The 17,942-nt window shown below is 72.3% G+C and carries 12 protein-coding genes and 3 tRNA genes; 9 read left to right on the forward strand and 6 right to left on the reverse strand.

Features of this window, described 5'->3' with window-relative positions:
* Positions 1-24: 24 nt before the first annotated feature.
* Both B124_RS25750 and B124_RS25755 read right to left on the reverse strand, forming a co-directional pair.
* Positions 25-1,221, reverse strand: a complete 1,197-nt coding sequence (locus tag B124_RS25750; protein WP_496505339.1) for a glycosyltransferase family 4 protein — start codon at positions 1,219-1,221, stop codon at positions 25-27.
* Positions 1,218-2,651, reverse strand: a complete 1,434-nt coding sequence (locus B124_RS25755; RefSeq protein ID WP_496505340.1) for a sulfotransferase family protein — start codon at positions 2,649-2,651, stop codon at positions 1,218-1,220. The genes B124_RS25750 and B124_RS25755 overlap by 4 nt, the downstream gene beginning before the upstream one ends.
* Before the next feature lie 385 nt (positions 2,652-3,036).
* Between B124_RS25755 and B124_RS25760 the strand changes: the two genes are divergently transcribed.
* The gene (locus tag B124_RS25760; RefSeq protein ID WP_496505341.1) at positions 3,037-5,217 is read left to right on the forward strand and encodes a glycoside hydrolase family 6 protein; all 2,181 of its coding nucleotides are present in this window, start codon (positions 3,037-3,039) and stop codon (positions 5,215-5,217) included.
* Between the two features lie 296 nt (positions 5,218-5,513).
* A complete protein-coding gene (locus B124_RS25765; RefSeq protein ID WP_496505342.1) occupies positions 5,514-6,158 on the forward strand; it encodes a hypothetical protein in 645 nt (214 codons plus the stop codon).
* 130 nt (positions 6,159-6,288) lie between these two features.
* Here B124_RS25765 and B124_RS25770 read toward each other — a convergent pair whose 3' ends face one another.
* Positions 6,289-6,771: a hypothetical protein gene (locus B124_RS25770; RefSeq protein ID WP_496505343.1), complete on the reverse strand. Its 483-nt coding sequence runs from the start codon at positions 6,769-6,771 to the stop codon at positions 6,289-6,291.
* Positions 6,772-8,002: 1,231 nt separating this feature from the next.
* On the reverse strand, positions 8,003-8,989 hold the full coding sequence (gene sigJ, locus B124_RS25775) for an RNA polymerase sigma factor SigJ (protein ID WP_496505344.1): 987 nt from the start codon (positions 8,987-8,989) through the stop codon (positions 8,003-8,005).
* Positions 8,990-9,145: 156 nt separating this feature from the next.
* Between sigJ and B124_RS25780 the strand changes: the two genes are divergently transcribed.
* Positions 9,146-11,326, forward strand: a complete 2,181-nt coding sequence (locus B124_RS25780) for an MMPL family transporter (protein ID WP_496505345.1) — start codon at positions 9,146-9,148, stop codon at positions 11,324-11,326.
* Positions 11,327-11,566: 240 nt separating this feature from the next.
* Here B124_RS25780 and B124_RS25785 read toward each other — a convergent pair whose 3' ends face one another.
* The gene (locus tag B124_RS25785) at positions 11,567-12,352 is read right to left on the reverse strand and encodes a FadR/GntR family transcriptional regulator (protein ID WP_496505346.1); all 786 of its coding nucleotides are present in this window, start codon (positions 12,350-12,352) and stop codon (positions 11,567-11,569) included.
* A 94-nt stretch (positions 12,353-12,446) separates the two neighbouring features.
* Between B124_RS25785 and B124_RS25790 the strand changes: the two genes are divergently transcribed.
* The 5 genes from B124_RS25790 (at position 12,447) to B124_RS25810 (ending at position 15,116) form a co-directional block, all read left to right on the forward strand.
* Positions 12,447-13,019, forward strand: coding sequence for a gluconokinase (locus B124_RS25790; RefSeq protein WP_496505347.1), 573 nt, complete (start codon positions 12,447-12,449; stop codon positions 13,017-13,019).
* A 253-nt stretch (positions 13,020-13,272) separates the two neighbouring features.
* Positions 13,273-14,679 (forward strand): GntP family permease, encoded by a 1,407-nt coding sequence (locus tag B124_RS25795; RefSeq protein WP_496505348.1) that lies wholly within the window; start codon positions 13,273-13,275, stop codon positions 14,677-14,679.
* Positions 14,680-14,821: 142 nt separating this feature from the next.
* A tRNA-Glu gene (locus B124_RS25800) sits at positions 14,822-14,894 on the forward strand.
* 42 nt (positions 14,895-14,936) lie between these two features.
* Positions 14,937-15,011, forward strand: a tRNA-Asp gene (locus B124_RS25805).
* 23 nt (positions 15,012-15,034) lie between these two features.
* A tRNA-Phe gene (locus B124_RS25810) sits at positions 15,035-15,116 on the forward strand.
* A 240-nt stretch (positions 15,117-15,356) separates the two neighbouring features.
* On the opposite strand, the gene B124_RS25815 is transcribed toward B124_RS25810, so the two are convergent.
* Positions 15,357-16,148, reverse strand: coding sequence for an NAD(P)-dependent oxidoreductase (locus B124_RS25815; RefSeq protein WP_496505349.1), 792 nt, complete (start codon positions 16,146-16,148; stop codon positions 15,357-15,359).
* Between the two features lie 320 nt (positions 16,149-16,468).
* On the opposite strand from B124_RS25815, the gene B124_RS25820 reads away from it, so the two are divergent.
* The gene (locus B124_RS25820) at positions 16,469-17,911 is read left to right on the forward strand and encodes an aldehyde dehydrogenase family protein (RefSeq protein ID WP_496505350.1); all 1,443 of its coding nucleotides are present in this window, start codon (positions 16,469-16,471) and stop codon (positions 17,909-17,911) included.
* The last annotated feature ends 31 nt before the right edge of the window (positions 17,912-17,942 follow it).

Consider the following 17,942-nt stretch of genomic DNA (forward strand, 5'->3'; position numbering starts at 1 on the left):
GGGGGCCGTTCGCCGTACGGACCCTCAGGCCGCTGTCCGCACCAGCTTGCGCCGCGGCGCCGCCCGCTCCGCCGCCAGCGACGCGAACAGCTCCTCCCACCGCGGATGCACCGCCTCCGGCGCGTACGTCCGCGACTTGGCGAGCGCCGCCGTGCCCATGTCCACGCGCATGCCCTCGTCGTCCATCAGCGTGCCCATCGCCGCCGCGAGCGCGTCGATGTCCTTCGGCGGCACGAGCAGCCCCTCCCGGCCGTCGGTCAGGACGTCCGCGGGGCCCGTCGGGCAGTCGTAGCTGACCACCGGCAGCCCGTGCGTCATCGACTCGATCATCACCATCGGCAGGCCCTCGAAGCGGGAACTCAGCACGAACACCGACGCCTTGGCCAGCTCGTCGTCGAGCCGCGGGGTGAAGCCCATGAGGTAGGCGTGGTTGTACACGTGGTGCCGCTCGATCAGCTCGCGCAACTGCGGCTCCTTGTCGCCGTTGCCGAAGATCCGCAACTGCCAGTCGGGGCGGGAGGCGACGGCCTGCGCGAACGCCGGGATGAGCAGGTCGAAGCCCTTCTGGCTCTTCAGTCTGCCGGCGGCGACCATGATGCGGTTCGCGTACGACGACTGCTGCTTGGCGCCGGTGTGGACGGCGTTGGGGATGCACACGACGCGGGTGCCGGGCAGCAGCCGCGCGTACTCGTCGCGGTCGCGCTCGGTGAGCACGGCGACGGCGTCGAAGCCCGGGTAGTGGCGGATGATCGCGGCGCGCACGTCGGGGGAGTGGGTGGCGAGGTTCATGTGCTCCTGGCCGACCCGGACGACGTCCGCCGCGGCGTGCTGCGCGGCGAGGATGTTGAGCGCGGGGCGGGTGGTGACGAGCGCGCCGCCGCGCAGCCGGGCCATCCAGCGGATCACCCGCGTCTCCACGTCACGGGTGAAGTGCTCGCGGGCGATCTCGCCGTGCGGCACGTACCGGGAGCCCCGGCGGCGCGCGGCGAACCGGGCGGTCCACGCGGACGGTTCGGGGGCGGGCGGTGCGCCGTAGGTGTCGACGATCGCGGTCACGCGCACCCGGCGGTCCAGCGGGAACCCCGGCGCCTTGCGGCGGCGCAGCACGCTGACCACCTCGACGTCGTGGCCGGCGGCGGCCATGGAGCCGGCCTGGTTGAACACCGTGCGGATGGTGCCGCCCTTGCCGTAGGCGTTCAGGAGCAGGTAGCGGATCTTCACGAGACGGTCCGGGAGAGGTCGTCGCGGAGCTGGCAGGCGATGGAGAGGTTGTCGCGGACGGTGTAGTAGGGCTTCACCTGGATGGTGTCCGCGTCGGTCGGCACGGACTGCGCGGGGTAGACCAGGACGTTCTTCTTCTGCTCGATGTCGTCGAGTCTCCGGGCGGCCCTGAGCCGTACGTCCGGGGCGTCACCGCCCGCGGTGAGGTGGAGGTCCCACTTCGCCGGCAGCGCGATCCCGGAGGGCGCGAGGTCGGCGACGGGCACGCTGGCCTCGAAGGTCTCGCCGCGCAGAATCGCGGGGTAGTCCAGGCGGTGCTCCGGCGAGCCGGTCAGGGTGACGGCCAGGCGCCAGCCGGGGGCCGGGGCCGGCGCCGGGTGCTGGGCGGGGTCCGGCTCCGGGTGCCGGGCCGAGGGCTGGGCCGGGTGCTGGGCCGGATGCTGGGCCGCGGGGATTCCGTGGAGGCGGCCGACGATGCGGATGCGGCCGTCGCGCGGCCAGACCTCGGTGACCTCGGCGCTGGGCTCATCCGGCGCGGCTGCCGCGGCGGGGTCGTCCAGGTAGCCCCACGCGGTGCTGATCTCGCGCAGCGCCTCGGGCACCTCCGCGGGCTCGGGCAGTGCGCGGCCCTGCTGGACGTGCCCGCTGCGGATCTTCTCCTTCCAGTCGCCGAGCCCCTTCGGCAGCTCGCCCTCCTCGCGGGCGCCGTAGTCGAGCATCCCCGGCTCGTAGTCGAGCTGGAGGAAGTCGCAGATGCCGCGCAGCACGCTCTCGGGGTCGGTGGTCAGGTCCTCGTAGCGCACCAGGTGACCGGGGAGTTCCCGGCGGGCGCGCTCGGTGGCGCGCGTGTAGTGCAGGGTCTGGAGCGCGGCCTCCTCCGGGGTGCGCCCGGAGGGGTCGGCCTCGTACCAGGACTGGGCGATGGAGGCGGGGTGGCGCAGCAGGAAGACGAACCGGGCGTCGGGCCAGCAGGTGGCGATGCGCTGGTACGCGAAGGCGTTGTTCGGCGTCTTCTCGACCAGGACGTCCTTGCCGGAGCGGACGAGTTCGCGGTGGAGCACGCGGTCCCAGAGCAGGTGCTCCAGGTCGGTGCGGTACAGATCGAGCTCGCCCATCGCCTCGACGGCCAGATCGGTGCCGGCGGAGACCTCCAGCCGGCGCACGTGCAGCTCGTGCGGGGCGTGCAGCCGGGAGTGGCCGCCGAGGAGCATGCGCAGCAGGGTGGCGCCGGAGCGTACCGGGGTGATGACGAAGACCGGCTGCCGGATCAACCGGTCGACCTGCGGGTTCGCGGGTGGACGGTAGTCGGCCAGCCGGCCGGCGCGGACGGCCGGGGCTGCGGACCTGGACTTCTTCCGGGGCGGGCCGGGCGTGCGTCGGATCTGGAGGCCGGTGAACCGGCCGAGGGCTCTGTTCAGTTGCCGCAGCATTGTCCGCCCGTCCGTGCGAGAGGTGTTTCCGGCCCGGAAAACGACGCGGAGGGCGAAGGGTTGCGCTCCGGCGGATTATTCAGATCTGCGTACCGGGGATCGGCGCCGGTGGGGCGGGGGGCGCGGGAACTGATTCGTGCACGGGGGGTTGACAGTCCGGCGGGCCTGCCCGACGGTGGGAGCGCTCCCATAGCTTCAAGCCTTGCACGCAGCACGCACGTTGCACGAACGCCGCGGGGCACCTGCACCGCGACGGCCACTGCACGTCGATCCACGGGCACTCCCCCACGTGCCGCGCACGCACGCAGAGCCCCGGTGGCGGGAGACGCCTTCCCGCTGCATCCCGCCACCGGTCCCGCTATCCGAGAGGAGCACGAGAGCCGCGATGACAGTGCGAAGAAGCACCGGTGGAGAAAACCCCGGCCGCAGCGGCGGCAGACGCAGGCCCAGCACCCGTACCCGTACGCGACGCAGACCCTGGCGCCCCGCGGCGGTACTCGCCGCGCTCGCCGTCGGCGCCGCCCTGGCCCTGACCGGCACCGCGGCGCCCGCCGCCGGCGCCGCCGCCCGCGTGGACAACCCGTACGCCGGCGCCACCCCGTACGTGAACCCCCAGTGGTCCGCGAAGGCCACGGCCGACGGCGGCGCCGCCATAGCCGACCAGCCCACCTTCGTCTGGATGGACCGCCGGGCCGCCATCGGCGGCGTCGGCGACGCCTGGGGCCTGGAACGCCACCTCGACGAGGCGCTCGCCCAGGGCGCCGACCTCTTCCAGGTCGTCATCTACAACCTGCCGGGCCGCGACTGCGCCGCGCTCGCCTCCAACGGCGAGCTGAAGCCCGAGGAACTCGACGTCTACAAGTCCCGGTACATCGACCCGATCGCCGATATCCTCGCCGACCCCGAGTACGCCGACCTGCGCATCGTCACGCTCATCGAGCCCGACTCGCTGCCCAACATGGTCACCAACGCCGGCGGCACCGACGGCTCCACCGACGCCTGCGTGCAGATGAAGCAACTCGGCAACTACGAGAAGGGCGTCGGCTACGCGCTGAGCACGCTGGCCGACATCCCCAACGTCTACACCTACGTCGACGCCGCCCACCACGGCTGGCTCGGCTGGGACTCCAACCTCGCGCCCGCCGTGGACGAGTTCAAGAAGGCGGCCACCTCCGAGGGCGCCACCGTCGGCGACGTGCACGGCTTCATCGTCAACACCGCCAACTACTCCGCCCTCACCGAGCCGTACTTCGCCGTCGGCGACAGCGTCAACGGCACCACGGTGCGGAACACCGACTGGGTCGACTGGAACCAGTACGTGGACGAGCTGACCTACGCCCAGGCGCTGCGCGACCTGCTCGTCTCCCGCGGCGGCTTCGACCCGGGCCTCGGCATGCTGATCGACACCTCCCGCAACGGCTGGGGCGGCCCCGAGCGGCCCGCCGGCCCCGGGCCCAGCACCACCGCGAACGAGTTCGTCGAGGCCAGCCGCATCGACCGGCGCATCCACGCCGGCAACTGGTGCAACCAGTCCGGCGCCGGCCTCGGCGAACGGCCCGTCGCCGCCCCCGAGTCCGGCATCGACGCCTACGTGTGGGCCAAGCCCCCGGGCGAGTCCGACGGCAACAGCCAGCCCATCGACAACGACGAGGGCAAGGGCTTCGACCGGATGTGCGACCCCACGTACGAGGGGAACGGGCGCAACGGCTACAGCCTCTCCGGCGCGCTGCCCGACTCGCCGCTGGCCGGCCACTGGTTCTCCGCGCAGTTCCGCGAGCTGGTCGCCAACGCCTACCCGCCGGTCGACGGCGGCGGCGGCCCCGGCGACGACACCGAGGCCCCGACCGTGCCCACCGCGCTCCGGGTGACCGGGACGACGGGCGCCAGCGCCTCCCTGTCGTGGACGGCGTCGAGCGACAACGTCGGCGTCAGCGCGTACGACGTCTACCGTGACGGCACGCAGGTCGGCTCGACGGCCGGCACCTCGTTCACGGACACCGGGCTCGCGGCGGACACGTCGTACGCCTACGCCGTCCGCGCCCGCGACGCGGCGGGCAACGCCTCGGCGCGCACCTCCCCGGTGACCGCCGTCACCGGCAGCGACGGCGGCGGGGGCGGCGCGGTGAAGGCGCAGTACAAGAACACCGACGGGTCCGTGAGCGACAACCAGATCCGGATGGGCCTGCAGCTCGTCAACACCGGCAGCACACCGGTGGAGCTGTCTTCGGTCAAGGTCCGCTACTGGTTCAGCGGTGACTCCGGCGGGACGACGTTTGCCACCTGGTGCGACTGGGCCGCCGCGGGCTGCGGGAGCGTCACGCACGGCGTGAGCGCGTCCGGCTCGGCGGCGCCCGGCGCGGACCGGTACCTGGAGGTGGGCTTCTCCGCCGGCACGCTGGCGCCCGGCGCGGCCACCGGCGAGATCCAGCTGCGGCTGTCGAAGAGCGACTGGTCGGCCTTCGACGAGTCGGACGACTACAGCCGCGCGACGAACACCGCCTTCGCGGACAACCCGCGTGTCGGCGTCTACGCCGCCGGCACGCTCACCTGGGGTACGGCCCCCTAGCAGGCGGGCGGCCCCTCCCCCGCCCGCCTCCCCCGGACCCCGTGTCCGGGCCCGACGCCCCCACCCGGCCCACCACCGGTGTGGGGGCGTCTTGCGCGCGGGCCGCCGTCCCTCTGACCCAGCGGGCCCGGGACGGATAACGGCGGACCCGGCCGTCGTCATGAGGGCAGGGCGTACGCGCGCTTGCCCGCCGCGGTCGGGGGCGGGGCCTTCTTCAAGCCCCGGAGCCCGCGCCTCGCACCCGCTCGCCCGCTCGCCCGCTCGACGAGCGCGTACAGCTCAGTGATAGTGGGGGAATGCTCCCCTTGCGGCTGCTGATCGCGTTGTGCGCGGCGCCGCTGGTCGTGGCCGCGTTCGTCGGCGTTGCCTACCTGGCCATGCGCGTCCACCCGCTGTTCCTCCTACTCGGCCTGGTCTGCGTCGCGCTGGCCCTGGTGGTCGGCTGGCACATCCACGACCGCTTCGAGGACAAGAGCCCGGGCGCCCAGGCGTTCGCCAGCGGCATCGTCCTGGTCGCCACGGTCGTCGCCGCGTACGTCATGGCGCTCAACACGGTTGCTCCACGACACCTGTGCACCGTGGTCGAGGCACACACGTGGCACCGGCAGATGCCCGGCCTGGCCAGCGGCGGGCAGGAGACCTACCACTACCGCCGGCTGGCCTGCGACGACGGGAGCACCGACTGGGTGGGGCACAAGGCGGCGGCTTGGGAGGGGACCGACACCACCGACCAGTACAAGGGAACCCGGCTGCTGGTGGCGTACGACCCGAAGGGACCGCTGCCGTCCCTGAACCTCGATAGCCAGGTCTGGTGGGTGGTCGGGGCCGGCATCGGCATGGTCCTCGTGATGGCGATGCACACCGGGGTCGTCATCGCCGATCACCGCCGCCGGCGGGCCGGGCTCACCCCCCGGGCGTCGTCACCTCGTCGCGGCGCTTGACGTACTCCCGCCAGCGCGAGACCGCTCCCGCACCGGGAGCGAACCGGCTCCGCGGCCGGGCCGGTTCGCGGGTCGCTTCGATCCAGCCCGCCCTGCTCAGCAACAGGGAGGAGTCGCCGGACGGTGCGGTTCAGTCGGCAGCGGTGAGGTGTTCCACCGTCACGCGGCGCCGGCGGTTCATCCGCTGGTGCATCGCGGTCGCGACGGTCGCGGACAACTGCCCGTCGGCACATCCCACGGCCAGGGTGACCGGCCCGTCGCCCGGCCCGTTCCTGGTACGGAACGCGGCGACCAGGGGGATGACGGCTTCGATCAGCTCCGGGATGCCGTCCGCCTCCGGCGGCAAGAGCGCGCACGCTTCACAGAGGGTCGTGCCGGTGAGGTCGTCGGGCTGTAGCTGCACGGGACTGCCGAACCGGCGGCGCAGGTCGATGGTGATATCCGCGTCGGGGGTCGGGCCGGGCCCGTGGCTGAAGCTCATGATGTGCATTGCCGCTGCGTCAGGCAGCTTCGCGGACGAGTCGCCCGCGGCTGAGCGGCCGTTCAGACGGGCCGGGCTGAGCCCTGACGCCGCCGGCCTGTTGACGTTGCCGTCGCTGTTCCCGTTGGTCATCGTTCGTCCCTTCGTTGCGGGCGACTCAGCGCATCTGTTGGAGCGGAGATCGTCAGCCGGGCCCACACCAGGGTGCCGCCGCGGCTGGAGAGCGCCCCCACTGCTGCCGGGTGAGCTTGTCGAGCATGAGCAGCCCGCGGCCGGACTCCGCCAGCGCGGCGGCATCGCTCCGGTCGGCTCGCCGTCGCAGCGGGCCCCGGCCCGGCCGCCGGGCCGAGGCCCGCGGCCCTGGTCCAGCACGCCGACCGTGAGTTGCGAGCCGTGCAGGTGCAGGCGCAACTCGATGCGGGTGGCTCATGGTGTGAAGAACTGCGTTGGTGACGAGTTCCGAGATGATCGCCTCGGCGTCACTGCGGGTGTCGGCCGGCACCGACCAGCCGTTGAGGAGATCGCACACGATCCGCCGCGCGCGCCGCGGCAGCGCGTCGTGCCCGCCCGGCAGTACGAAGGCCGCCCGGTGCCCGTGATCGCGCCGCCGGACATGGACGCCTGCGGCGACGCGGTCACGAAGGCCGGGCACCCTCGCCACGTGCCCGGCCGCACGGCCAGGACGAAGAAGGTTCATGCGGCGGCCCTCACCGCCGACAGCCAGGCCAGCCCGCGGTGCGCCAGGACGGCGGCGACCGTCTCGCAGAGGGCATCGGCGTCGGTGTGCGGTACGGACGACGACGGCGGAACCAGCCAACGCCGACCACCCGTGCGCACCCGGCCCGACGAGCCTTCGCGCGAGGCGCCGCTCCCGCACGGCGCACGAAGGCGCCCGACCTCCACCGGCGCGGGGTCGGGCGCCTGTGCGGCGCACGGACACTCAGCGCCGTACCCCCGACCTGGTGTGGGTGCGCGTAGAGTGGCAAAACTCGGGTCGCGTGGGCGATTTGTTCATGTTTGGCTTGAGGGTTACCCGGAGTTTGTCCCGGTGACGTCCACTTCGAGGGGCTGAAGGCGGCCTTCGGGGGTCGAGTGGGCCGGACTGGGCGCACTGCGGGGCTGGTGGTTCGGGGGCACCGCCGCTGTCATCCGAGCCCGGTGGGTCTGGGAGCCCGGCCGCGTCGGAGGTTCCGCGGCTCGCCACCGAGGCCGTGCACCCCGAGGCCGCCCCGACGGCCCGCGGCATGCCCCGCCGGCTCCACCCGGGCACCGGGGCTCCGCCCCCGACGCCCAGCGGCACGCCCCGCCGCCCCGCCCCGCTTCGGGCCCCGCCCCCGGCGGCCGGCCCCGCCTCAGCCCCGCCTCAGCCCAGGCCCGGGACCATCCCCAGCTTGTCGGGGTTGCGCATGATGTCGATCGCCGTGATCCGCCCCGCGTCCACGGTGAGCGACAGCACCCCGAACTGCCCGTTCCCGTTCCGGATCGCCAGCCCCGCCACGCCGTTGACCTCGACCCCGCGCATCGTCAGCGGCCCTTCCTTGGCCGTGTACGTCAAGATCATCTGCGCCACCCGCGCCGCCTCGCGCTCCGCGCGCGGGAGCGTGACGACCTTGCCGCCGCCGTCGCCGCGCAGCACCACGTCCGGGTCCAGCAGCGCGATCAGCCCCGGCAGGTCGCCCTGCTGGCACGCCGCGGTGAACGCGTCCACCACCTTCTGCTGCTCCGCCAGCGTCGCCGGCGTCCGCGGCCGGCCCTCCTCCACCTGCCGCCGCGCCCGCGACGCCAACTGCCGTACGGCGGCGGCCGAGCGGCCGACGACCTCGGCGATCTCGGGGAACGGGACGCTGAAGACGTCGTGCAGCACGAACGCCGTGCGCTCGGCCGGCGACAGCCGCTCCAGCACCACCAGCAGCGCCATGCTCACCGACTCGTCCAGCGTCACCCGGTCGACCGGGTCGTGCGAGCGGTCCGCGACCAGCGGCTCCGGCAGCCACGTGCCCACGTACTGCTCGCGCCGCGCCCGCGCGCTGCTCAGGGCGTCCAGCGCCAGCCGGCTGACCGTCGTCGTCAGCCAGGCGCTCAAGTCCCGTACGGAACCGGGGTCGTCGAGCCGCCGCAGCCGCAGCCAGGCGTCCTGCACGCAGTCCTCGGCCTCCACCAGGGAGCCGGTCATCGTGTACGCCACGCGCAGCAGCCGCGGCCGGTTGGCCTCGAAGGACCGCGCGAGCTGCTCTTCCGCGTCCCGCGTGACGCCCCGCGCGGGGTCCGGTCCGGTGTCCCGTCCGGTGTCCGACCCGGCGGTGTCCGGTCCGCTGCCAGGTCCGTTGCCCCGTGCGTCCGGTTTCGTCATTACCCCGTCCCGTTCAGGCAAATGGCCGGTCACGTGGTGACACATTCCGGTTCTGGTGAGAATCCATGTCACACCCCGGCGGGCTGCGTCGTCAACAGGCTACAGAACCCCGGGCCAAACCCCCGGGACGCTTGACAACCCTCCGGGGAAGAGATCATGACGATTACCGAGAATCGAGAACAAAGCGCAGAGCCGCCGGTCCAGACGGGCGTGTTCGTCCGTCTGGGCGGCTTCGCCTACCGGCGAAAATGGCTGGCCCTGGTCCTGTGGGTGGCAGTCCTCGTCGGCGTGCTGGGGGGCGCCACGGCCGCGGGTGACGCCTATCGCAACGACAACTCCATCCCCGGCACCGAGTCGCAGGCCGCCGCCGACATGCTGGAGGAGCACGGCGCGGCGCGCGCCGGGGACACCGTCGAGATCGTGCTGCACGCCGAGGGCGGGCTGACCGGTGTCCAGGACCAGGTCGAGCCGATGCTCGAGGAGGTCAAGGGGCTGCCCAAGGTCGGTGGCGTCCAGAGCCTTTACGACGAAAAGAACAAGGGGGCCATCTCCGAGGACGGCACCATCGGCTTTGCGACGGTGCAGCTCGAAGTGCCGGCGGAAGAGATGGTGAAAGAGGATACGGAACGTATCTTCGACGCCACACAGAAGATCGACGGCGACGGCCTCCAGGTCGAACTCGGCGGTGACGCCGCCCGGTTGCTGAGCGAGGGCGGCACCGGAGTCGCCGAGGGCGTGGGCGTGCTGGCCGCGCTGGTGATCCTGGTGCTGATGTTCGGCACGTTCATCGCCGCCGGACTGCCCATCGTGATCGCCCTGTTCGCGGTCGGCACGACGATCGGCCTCGTCATCATCGCGTCGCACACCGTCACCATCGCCGACTGGACGGCATCGATCATGATGCTCGTCGGCCTCGGCGTCGGCATCGACTACGCCCTGCTGATCTTCTCCCGCTACCGGGCGGAACTGGTACGCGGCGAGCCGCCGGAGCGGGCCACCACCACGGCCATGGACGCCGCGGGCCGCTCGGTGTTCTTCGCCGGCTGCACCGTCATCCTGGCGCTGCTCGGCCTCACCGCCCTCGGCGTCGGTTCGATCCAGGGCATGGCCCTGGCGGTGGCGGTCACCGTACTGATGACGATGCTCGCGTCGCTGACGCTGCTGCCGGCGCTGCTCGGCATCTTCGGCGAGCGCTTCGCCCGCCAGTTCGCCAAGCGGGCCGAGAAGCGCAAGGCGCAGGGCAAGGCCGAGGACGGCAGCGGCTGGCGGAAGCTCGCCGTCGCGGTGCAGAAGCGCCCGCTGGCCGCCCTGGTGGGCGCGGCGGTGCTCCTGGGGGCCCTCGCCTTCCCGGCGCTGGGCATGCGCCTCGGCTTCAACGACGCGGGCAACGACAAGAGCGACGCCACCAGCCGGCAGGCGTACGACCTGCTCTCCGACGGCTTCGGCCCCGGGTTCAACGGACCGCTGCTGATCGTGACCGACGGCGGCGACGCCGGTGCCGTAGACGCCGCCAACGCCGCGGCGCTGACGCTGAAGGAGACCGAGGGCGTAGCCGCCACCGCGCCCGCGACGCCCACCCCGGACGGCGAGGCCGCCACGGTCCTCGTCTTCCCCGCCAGCTCGCCGCAGGACGAGGAGACCACGGAGCTGGTCGACACGCTGCGCGACGACGTGCTGCCGGGGCTGTCGGCGGACAACGGCGCGGAGTACCTCGTGGGCGGGGCCACCGCCGCGGCCGAGGACTTCTCGGGCAAGATCGGCGAACGGATGCCGCTGTTCATGGTCATCGTGGTCGGGCTGTCGCTCGTCCTGCTGATGGCGGTGTTCCGCTCGATCCTCATCCCGCTGAAGGCCGCCGTGCTGAACCTGCTCAGCATCGGCGCGGCACTCGGTGCGATGAAGCTGGTCTTCCAGGACGGCATGCTCGGCTTCGAGGGCGGACCCATCGAGGCGTATCTGCCGGTGATGATCTTCGCGATCGTCTTCGGCCTCTCGATGGACTACGAGATCTTCCTGATCTCCCGGATGCACGAGGAATGGGTCAACGACGAGAACCGCGACCCCTCGCACGCCGTACGGGAGGGCCTCGCCCACACCGGCGCGGTGATCACGGCAGCCGGCTCGATCATGGTCGTCATCTTCGCGGCCTTCGTGCTCAGCCCGGACCGGATGCTGCAACAGGCGGGCTTCGGCATGGCGGTGGCGATCTTCGTCGACGCGGTGATCATCCGATGCGTGATCGTGCCGGCGGCGATGGAGATGATGGGGCGGCGCGCCTGGTGGCTGCCGGCGCCCCTGGCGAAGATCCTTCCGAAGGTGGAGCTGGAGAAGCACTGACAGGCCGGCGGCCCGAGGGAGGGGGAGCCGCGGAAGGCCCCGCCGGTCGTCGAAGGACGACCGGCGGGGCCCTTTTCGCCGTACGGGCCGGGGCTGGGGGCCGGGGGCGGGACCGGGGCGCGTACGGGACCGGAGGCTGGGGGACGTACGGGGCTGGGGCGCGTACGGGACGTACGTGCACGCCGTCGGCGGGCAGTACCCGCGCCTATGCGACGAACCGCCGGCGCCGCGCCCGCGCGGTCAGCCCTCCCGGGCCCGGGGCCGCGGCTCCCACAGCGGCAGCATCGCGTGCCGCACCTCCGCCAGCAGCTCCCGCATCCCGGTCTCCGCGTCCCGCGGCCGGCCGCCCGCGACCGCGTCCGCGACGGCCTCGTGCAGGTCGAGGGCCTCCGGCTCGGGGTGGTGGGGCATGAGGCCGAGCTGGGTGCGGCCCTGGAGCACGACGGCGACGACGTCGGCGAGCGCACCGAACATCTCGTTGCCGCTGGCCTGGAGCAGCAGGGTGTGGAAGGCGACGTCCGCCGCCAGGAAGCGGTCGAGGTCGCCGGCCTCGCCGAGGACGCGGAGGGACGCGGCGATCTCGGTGGCCCGTACGCGCTCGGCGGCGGAGGCGCTGCGGGCGGCGGCCCCGGCGGCGAGCGGTTCGACGGCGATGCGGAGTTCGGTCAGCGAGCGGAGCTGGGCGTTGCGGCCGGGTCCTGAGAGGCGCCACCAGATGACGCGGGGGTCGTAGACGTTCCACGAGGCGCGGGGCTGGACGGTGATGCCGACGCGGCGGCGGGAGCGGACCAGGCCCATCGACTCCAGGATCCGCATGGTCTCGCGGGCGACGGTGCGGGAGACACCGAAGCGCTCGCGGATCTGCTCCAGCGTGAGCACGTGGCCCTCGGGCAGGGTCGCGCCGGTGATCTCCTCGCCGATGGTGTCGAGTACGGAGCTGTGAAGGACGGCGGCGTCGGTGGCCGGGGGCGGCGGGGAGGCCGTCGTGACCTCCTGCTTCTCCCGGCCGACGCCCCGTAGTTCCACGGCTGAAGAGTATCCCGGACGGGACCCCTCCCCGGTTTCCGGCATTGGTGCTACCTTTCCGGGCGATTGGTAACACCATTCTAGGGAGGCTTTCATGTCCCCGCCGTCTCCCGGCTGTTCGGCCACCCCGGGCACCGCAGCCACCCCGGGCACCCGCACCGGGCTTGTGGTCATGGGCGTCTCCGGCGCCGGCAAGAGCACCGTCGCCGGGCTCCTCGCTGACCGGCTCGGCTGGGCGCTCGCGGAGGCGGACGACTTCCACCCCCGTACGAACGTCGAGAAGATGCGCGCCGGCACCCCCCTCACCGACGCCGACCGCGGGCCCTGGCTGCGGGCCATCGCCGGGTGGCTGGCCGGACGGGCGGACGCCGGCGAGAACGCGGTCGTCACCTGCTCCGCGCTCAAGCGCGCCTACCGCGACGTGCTCCGCGACGCCGGCCCCCGCGTCCGCTTCGTCCACCTGCACGGCGACCACGACACCCTGGCCCGCCGACTGGGCGGCAGATCCGGCCACTTCATGCCGCCGGCGCTGCTGGACTCCCAACTGGCGGATCTGGAGCCGCTGGAGGCGGACGAGGACGCAGTGGCGGTGGGGATCGGGGGGCGGCCGGAGGAGGTGGCGGCCGAGGCGCTGCGGCGCCTGGGGCTTGCAGCACCGACGGAATAGGGCGGGCCGATACGGGGACGCCCGTACACCCCGCACCCGCGCCCCACCCCGCCCACCCCCTCTGCACACCCCCGCCCGCCGCCCCCACCCCCGAACCCTGCCCACCCACCGGGACCCCGGGGCCTCCCGACTGCCCTGACACGACACCCCAGCCCTCACGACTCCAGCACCCCACTCACCCCACCCGTCCCCCGACCGCAACCCCGTCCCCGCAACCCCGTCCCCGTACCCGAGAAGCGATGGAGCTTTTCCGATGACGACGGTGCACCTGGCCCAAGAGGTCGAAGACTGGAACCAGACGATGTCCGCGGGCCCGCTGCTCGCGATAGCCGGCGCGGCCGTGGCCGTGCTCCTGTTCATGGTGATCTACCTGCGCGTCCACGCCTTCCTCGCGCTGGTCAGCATCAGCATCCTCACCGCCTTCGCCGCCGGCATCCCGGCCGCCCAGGTGGTCCCGGTGGCGACCGACGGCTTCGGCACGACACTCGGCAGCGTCGCCCTGCTCGTCGGCCTCGGCGCGATGCTGGGCCGGCTGGTGGAGGTCAGCGGCGGCGCGCAGAGCCTCGCGGACGCCATGATCCGGAAGTTCGGCGAGGACCGCGCCCCGTTCGCGCTCGGCGTCGCCTCGCTGATCTTCGGCTTCCCGATCTTCTTCGACGCCGGCCTCGTCGTGATGCTGCCGATCGTCTTCACCATCGCCCGCCGCCTCGGCGGCGGCGTCCTGCGCTACGGGCTGCCGGCCGCCGGCGCGTTCTCCGTCATGCACGTCTTCGTACCGCCGCACCCCGGCCCCGTCGCCGCCACCGAACTGCTGGGTGCGGACGTGGGCCTCGTCGTGGCGATCGGCGTGGTCATGGCCATCCCGATCTGGTACGTCACCAGCTACCTCTACGGCCTGTGGATCGGCGAGAAGATCGTCCTGGCGGTCCCGGACATCCTCACCGGCGGCCCGCAGGAGGACAAGCAGGACGCCCCGCCGAGCGCGTCCACCGTCATCGGGCTGCTCCTGCTCCCGCTGGTGCTGATCTTCACCAACACCGGCCTGGACACCGCCCGCGCGGCGGGCTGGGTGGAGGACACGGAGTCCTGGTACAACGTCGCCCGCGCCCTCGGCTCGACGCCGGTGGCGCTGCTGCTGACGGCCTTCGTCGCGTCGTACGTCCTGGGCACTCGCCGTGGAAGGGGCCTGGAGACGATCGAGAAGCTCGTCGACTCCGCACTCGGCCCGGTCTGCGCGATCATCCTCATCACCGGCGCCGGCGGCATGTTCGGCGGCGTCCTGCGCGCCAGCGGCATCGGCGACGCCCTCGCCGACGCGATGAGCGACCTGGGCCTGCCGGTCATCGTCGTCGCCTACGTCGTCGCCACCGCCCTCCGCATCGCCCAGGGCTCCGCCACCGTCGCCCTGACGACGGCCGCGGGGCTGATCCAGCCGGTCGTCATGGACGCGGACTACAACGCGGTGCAGCTCGCCGCGATCGTCCTGGCCACGGCGGCGGGCTCGGTCACGGCCAGCCACGTGAACGACTCGGGGTTCTGGCTGGTGGGGCGGTTCTTCAACATGGACGTGAAGACGACGCTGAAGACCTGGACGGTGATGGAGACGACGATCGGCCTGACCGCCTTCGGCCTGGCCTCACTCCTCTTCGTCATCGCCTGACCCAGGCTTCCCCCCCGCCGTCCCCACGGCCCGCCGGGCGCGCGCGGGGCACCGGAAGGAATCGTTTTGGCGATCTCCCCCGCCATCCCATATCCTGCTGGAGCCCCCGAGCGCGTTCAGTCAGCGCCCCGGCGGGCCGCCGGCCCTCATCGTCTAGTGGCCTAGGACGCCGCCCTTTCAAGGCGGTAGCACGGGTTCGAATCCCGTTGGGGGCACATATAACGCCATGTGTGCGGATTTTTCGGACACAGTAGCTTGGCTCTGTGGAGCAGTTTGGAGTGCTCGCCACCCTGTCAAGGTGGAGGCCGCGGGTTCAAATCTCGTCAGGACCGCTGCAGTTTCTTGTGAACTGCGTGGCTGGGTAGCTCAGTTGGTACGAGCGATCGCCTGAAAAGCGATAGGTCGCCGGTTCGCTACGGCCCTCCGGCTCCCGTTCAAAGCCCGTGACACTCCGCAAGCACGGTCACGGAGGATGATCGGGGCTCCTGGTTGAGGGCTTCCAGCGCTCGACCCGGTTCAGCGTCCTGGGCAGGCGTCGGGTCTCCCGACCGTCAAGCGCGCAGCAGGGTGACGGTGCGCCCGGACGGGGTGGTCTGCTACGAGAAGGCGGTGCGCTCGTGACCGGGGCAGCCTGAGGGCGGGTGTCGAAGACGACGAGGGCACCCGTGGCCAGCTCCCTACGGTCCAGGCAGTCGTCCAACTGCGCCAGCCCCTCGGACAGGAGATCGGCGTGGCCCTGGCGCCACCCCCCTGGTCAACGGCCTTCGCCGCGACCAGGTCACCGTCGTCGCCGGCCTGTCGAACTCCCGGAGTTCCGGCCAGGTACGGGCAGGGCATCGTTGTTCGACGCATTCCATCCACGCGGGGAGCTGGTCGCCGCTGCGGTCGCGCATCATCTCCGCGAGGTCACGGACGTGCCGGGTGGCCGCATCGAGTTCGGGGCAGCCGGTCCGGACCTCCTTGAGGGCCAGGGCATCCTGCTGCGGCGCGCGGCCGCCGCGCGGTGTCGGAGCCGAGCCGGACCGTGGGCGCGCGACGGTGCCGCTGCCACTTCGGAGCCAACGCCGGCGGAACAGGCCGCCGGGCTCCTCCAGACCGTGCTTGCGCACGTCCTTGTCGCGGCCCGCCTCGGCGATGGTGACGGCTGTCTGCGGGCTGACGCTGCTCATGTCGATGAGGAGGGTGCCGGTGCGGGCGTGTGCCAGGACGCCGTCCGGACCGAGCACGACCTGGGCGACCTGCGGATCCGCGGGGAGCATCGTGATGACCACGTCCGCGTCGGTGGCCGCCGCCGCGACGCTGTCCGCCCCCTGGCCTCCGGCCCGGACGAGGCGGTCCACCGCCGGACGGCTCCGGTTGTATCCGATGACGGTGTGTCCGGCCCGGACGAGGTTGGCGGCCATGGGCGAGCCCATGATGCCGAGGCCGATGAAGGCGACGGTGCGGGACTGGACGGCCGACGTGGCCATGTGGTCTGCGCTTCCTTCTGCTCGTCGAGGTGTGGCTGGAGGAGGGACGTTACGACAGCGCGCGTGATCCATGTCGGGCGAGCGCACCGGCGGCACGGGTGATGGAAAAAAGATGTATCCAATGATGCGGTAATGATGGATTCTTCCCCTTCAGTAATGCCCTGCGACCGACCTACCGTTGCGCCCATGTAAACGGCCTGGCCGCTGGCTGATCAGTACTTCTTCGACCTTGTGAGAGGTCGTTCGGGACCTCCTCGGAGAGCCTTGGAGAGCCTTGGAGAGCCGCGGACCGGCCTTGACGGTCTCTGGAGGGAAAGGCAATGGCGCCTGCGGAACTACTCATCGGAAGCCGGTGGCAAGCGTCGGCAGGGTCGGAACGGACCCGGGACGTGACGTCGCCCTTCGACGGCTCGACCGTCGGCACCGTGGCGGTGGCCGGCCCCGAGGACGTCGAGGTGGCCCTGGCGGCGGCGGAGCGGGGTGCCGCGGTATGGCGGCGTACGCCTGCCCATGAGCGGATGCGCATCCTGCTGCGTGCCGCACAGCTCGCCGACGAGCGGGCACCGAAGACCGCGCAGACCATCAGCGCGGAGTCCGGCAAGACCATCACCGAGGCCACCGGCGAGGCGGCGCGCTCCGGGAACCTGATCCGGCTCGCGGCCTTCGAGGGGACCCAGCTCTACGGCGACACGCTGCCGTTGGACGCACACAGCGACATGGGCCTGGACAAGGTCGGCTTCACGCTGCGCCAGCCCTGCGGGATCGTGGTGGCCATCACGCCGTTCAACTACCCGGCCCTGCTCGTGCTGCACAAGCTGGCACCCGCGCTCGCCGCCGGCAACGCCGTCATCCTCAAGCCCGCCACCTCGACACCGCTGACCGCGCTGGAACTCGCCGAGTGCTTCGTGGACGCCGGGCTCCCCGAGGGCGTGCTCTCCGTGCTCGTCGGGTCTGGCGCGGAGGTGGGCAACGCCCTCATCACCGACTCTCGCGTCCGGAAGATCTCCTTCACCGGCTCGACGGCCACGGGCGAGCACATTACGCGTGTCGCCGGGGTGAAGAAGCTCTCCCTCGAACTCGGCGCCTCCTGCCCGGTCGTTGTGCTGCCCGACGCCGACCTCGAACTCGCCGCGAGCGCGGTCGCGGCTGGCGGATACGTGAACGCCGGACAGGTGTGCATCTCCGTCCAGCGGGTGATCACGCATCCCGCCGTGACCGGCGACTTCCTGGACGCTCTCGTCCCCAAGGTCCGGGCCATCCGGACCGGGGACCCGTCGTCCCCCGAGACGACCATGGGCTCGCTGATCGCGACCGCCGAGGCGGAGCGGGTGGAGCGGGCCATCGCGCAGGCCGGGGCGGACGGAGCGCGCGTCCTGACCGGCGGTGAGCGGGACGGGGCCCTGGTGAGCCCCGCCGTCGTGTCCGATGTCGACCCCGCTTCCCCGTTCAGTCAGCAGGAGCTGTTCGGGCCCGCCGTCGCAGTCAGCTCAGCAGTGGACTGGGAGTCCGCCATCGCGCAGGCCAACGGCACGGCGTACGGCCTGGGGGCCGGTGTGTTCACCTCCGACGTGGCCGGCGCGGTCCGGGCGATGCGAGAGATCGACGCCGGCATGGTCCACATCAACTGGACGCCCCTGTGGCGCGCCGACCTCATGCCGTACGGCGGCCTGAAGGGCAGCGGCTACGGCAAGGAAGGCCCCCGCGCTGCGGTCAGCGAGATGACCGAGGTCAAGACCATCGTCCTGCACGGCCGCCCCTGGTGACCCGGCCGCGTCCCCGTACACACCCCCGATC

This window comes from Streptomyces sp. CNP082 (assembly GCF_059570535.1).

Excerpts from the sequence above, each read along its gene's own strand:
- B124_RS25795 (WP_496505348.1), top strand. The coding sequence starts at position 13,273 with ATGACGACGGTGCACCTGGCCCAAGAGGTCGAAGACTGGAACCAGACG.
- B124_RS25790 (WP_496505347.1), top strand. The coding sequence starts at position 12,447 with ATGTCCCCGCCGTCTCCCGGCTGTTCGGCCACCCCGGGCACCGCAGCC.
- B124_RS25820 (WP_496505350.1), top strand. The coding sequence starts at position 16,469 with ATGGCGCCTGCGGAACTACTCATCGGAAGCCGGTGGCAAGCGTCGGCA.
- B124_RS25815 (WP_496505349.1), bottom strand. The coding sequence starts at position 16,148 with ATGGCCACGTCGGCCGTCCAGTCCCGCACCGTCGCCTTCATCGGCCTC.
- B124_RS25770 (WP_496505343.1), bottom strand. The coding sequence starts at position 6,771 with ATGACCAACGGGAACAGCGACGGCAACGTCAACAGGCCGGCGGCGTCA.
- B124_RS25760 (WP_496505341.1), top strand. The coding sequence starts at position 3,037 with ATGACAGTGCGAAGAAGCACCGGTGGAGAAAACCCCGGCCGCAGCGGC.
- B124_RS25780 (WP_496505345.1), top strand. The coding sequence starts at position 9,146 with ATGACGATTACCGAGAATCGAGAACAAAGCGCAGAGCCGCCGGTCCAG.
- B124_RS25755 (WP_496505340.1), bottom strand. The coding sequence starts at position 2,651 with ATGCTGCGGCAACTGAACAGAGCCCTCGGCCGGTTCACCGGCCTCCAG.
- B124_RS25765 (WP_496505342.1), top strand. The coding sequence starts at position 5,514 with ATGCTCCCCTTGCGGCTGCTGATCGCGTTGTGCGCGGCGCCGCTGGTC.
- sigJ (WP_496505344.1), bottom strand. The coding sequence starts at position 8,989 with ATGACGAAACCGGACGCACGGGGCAACGGACCTGGCAGCGGACCGGAC.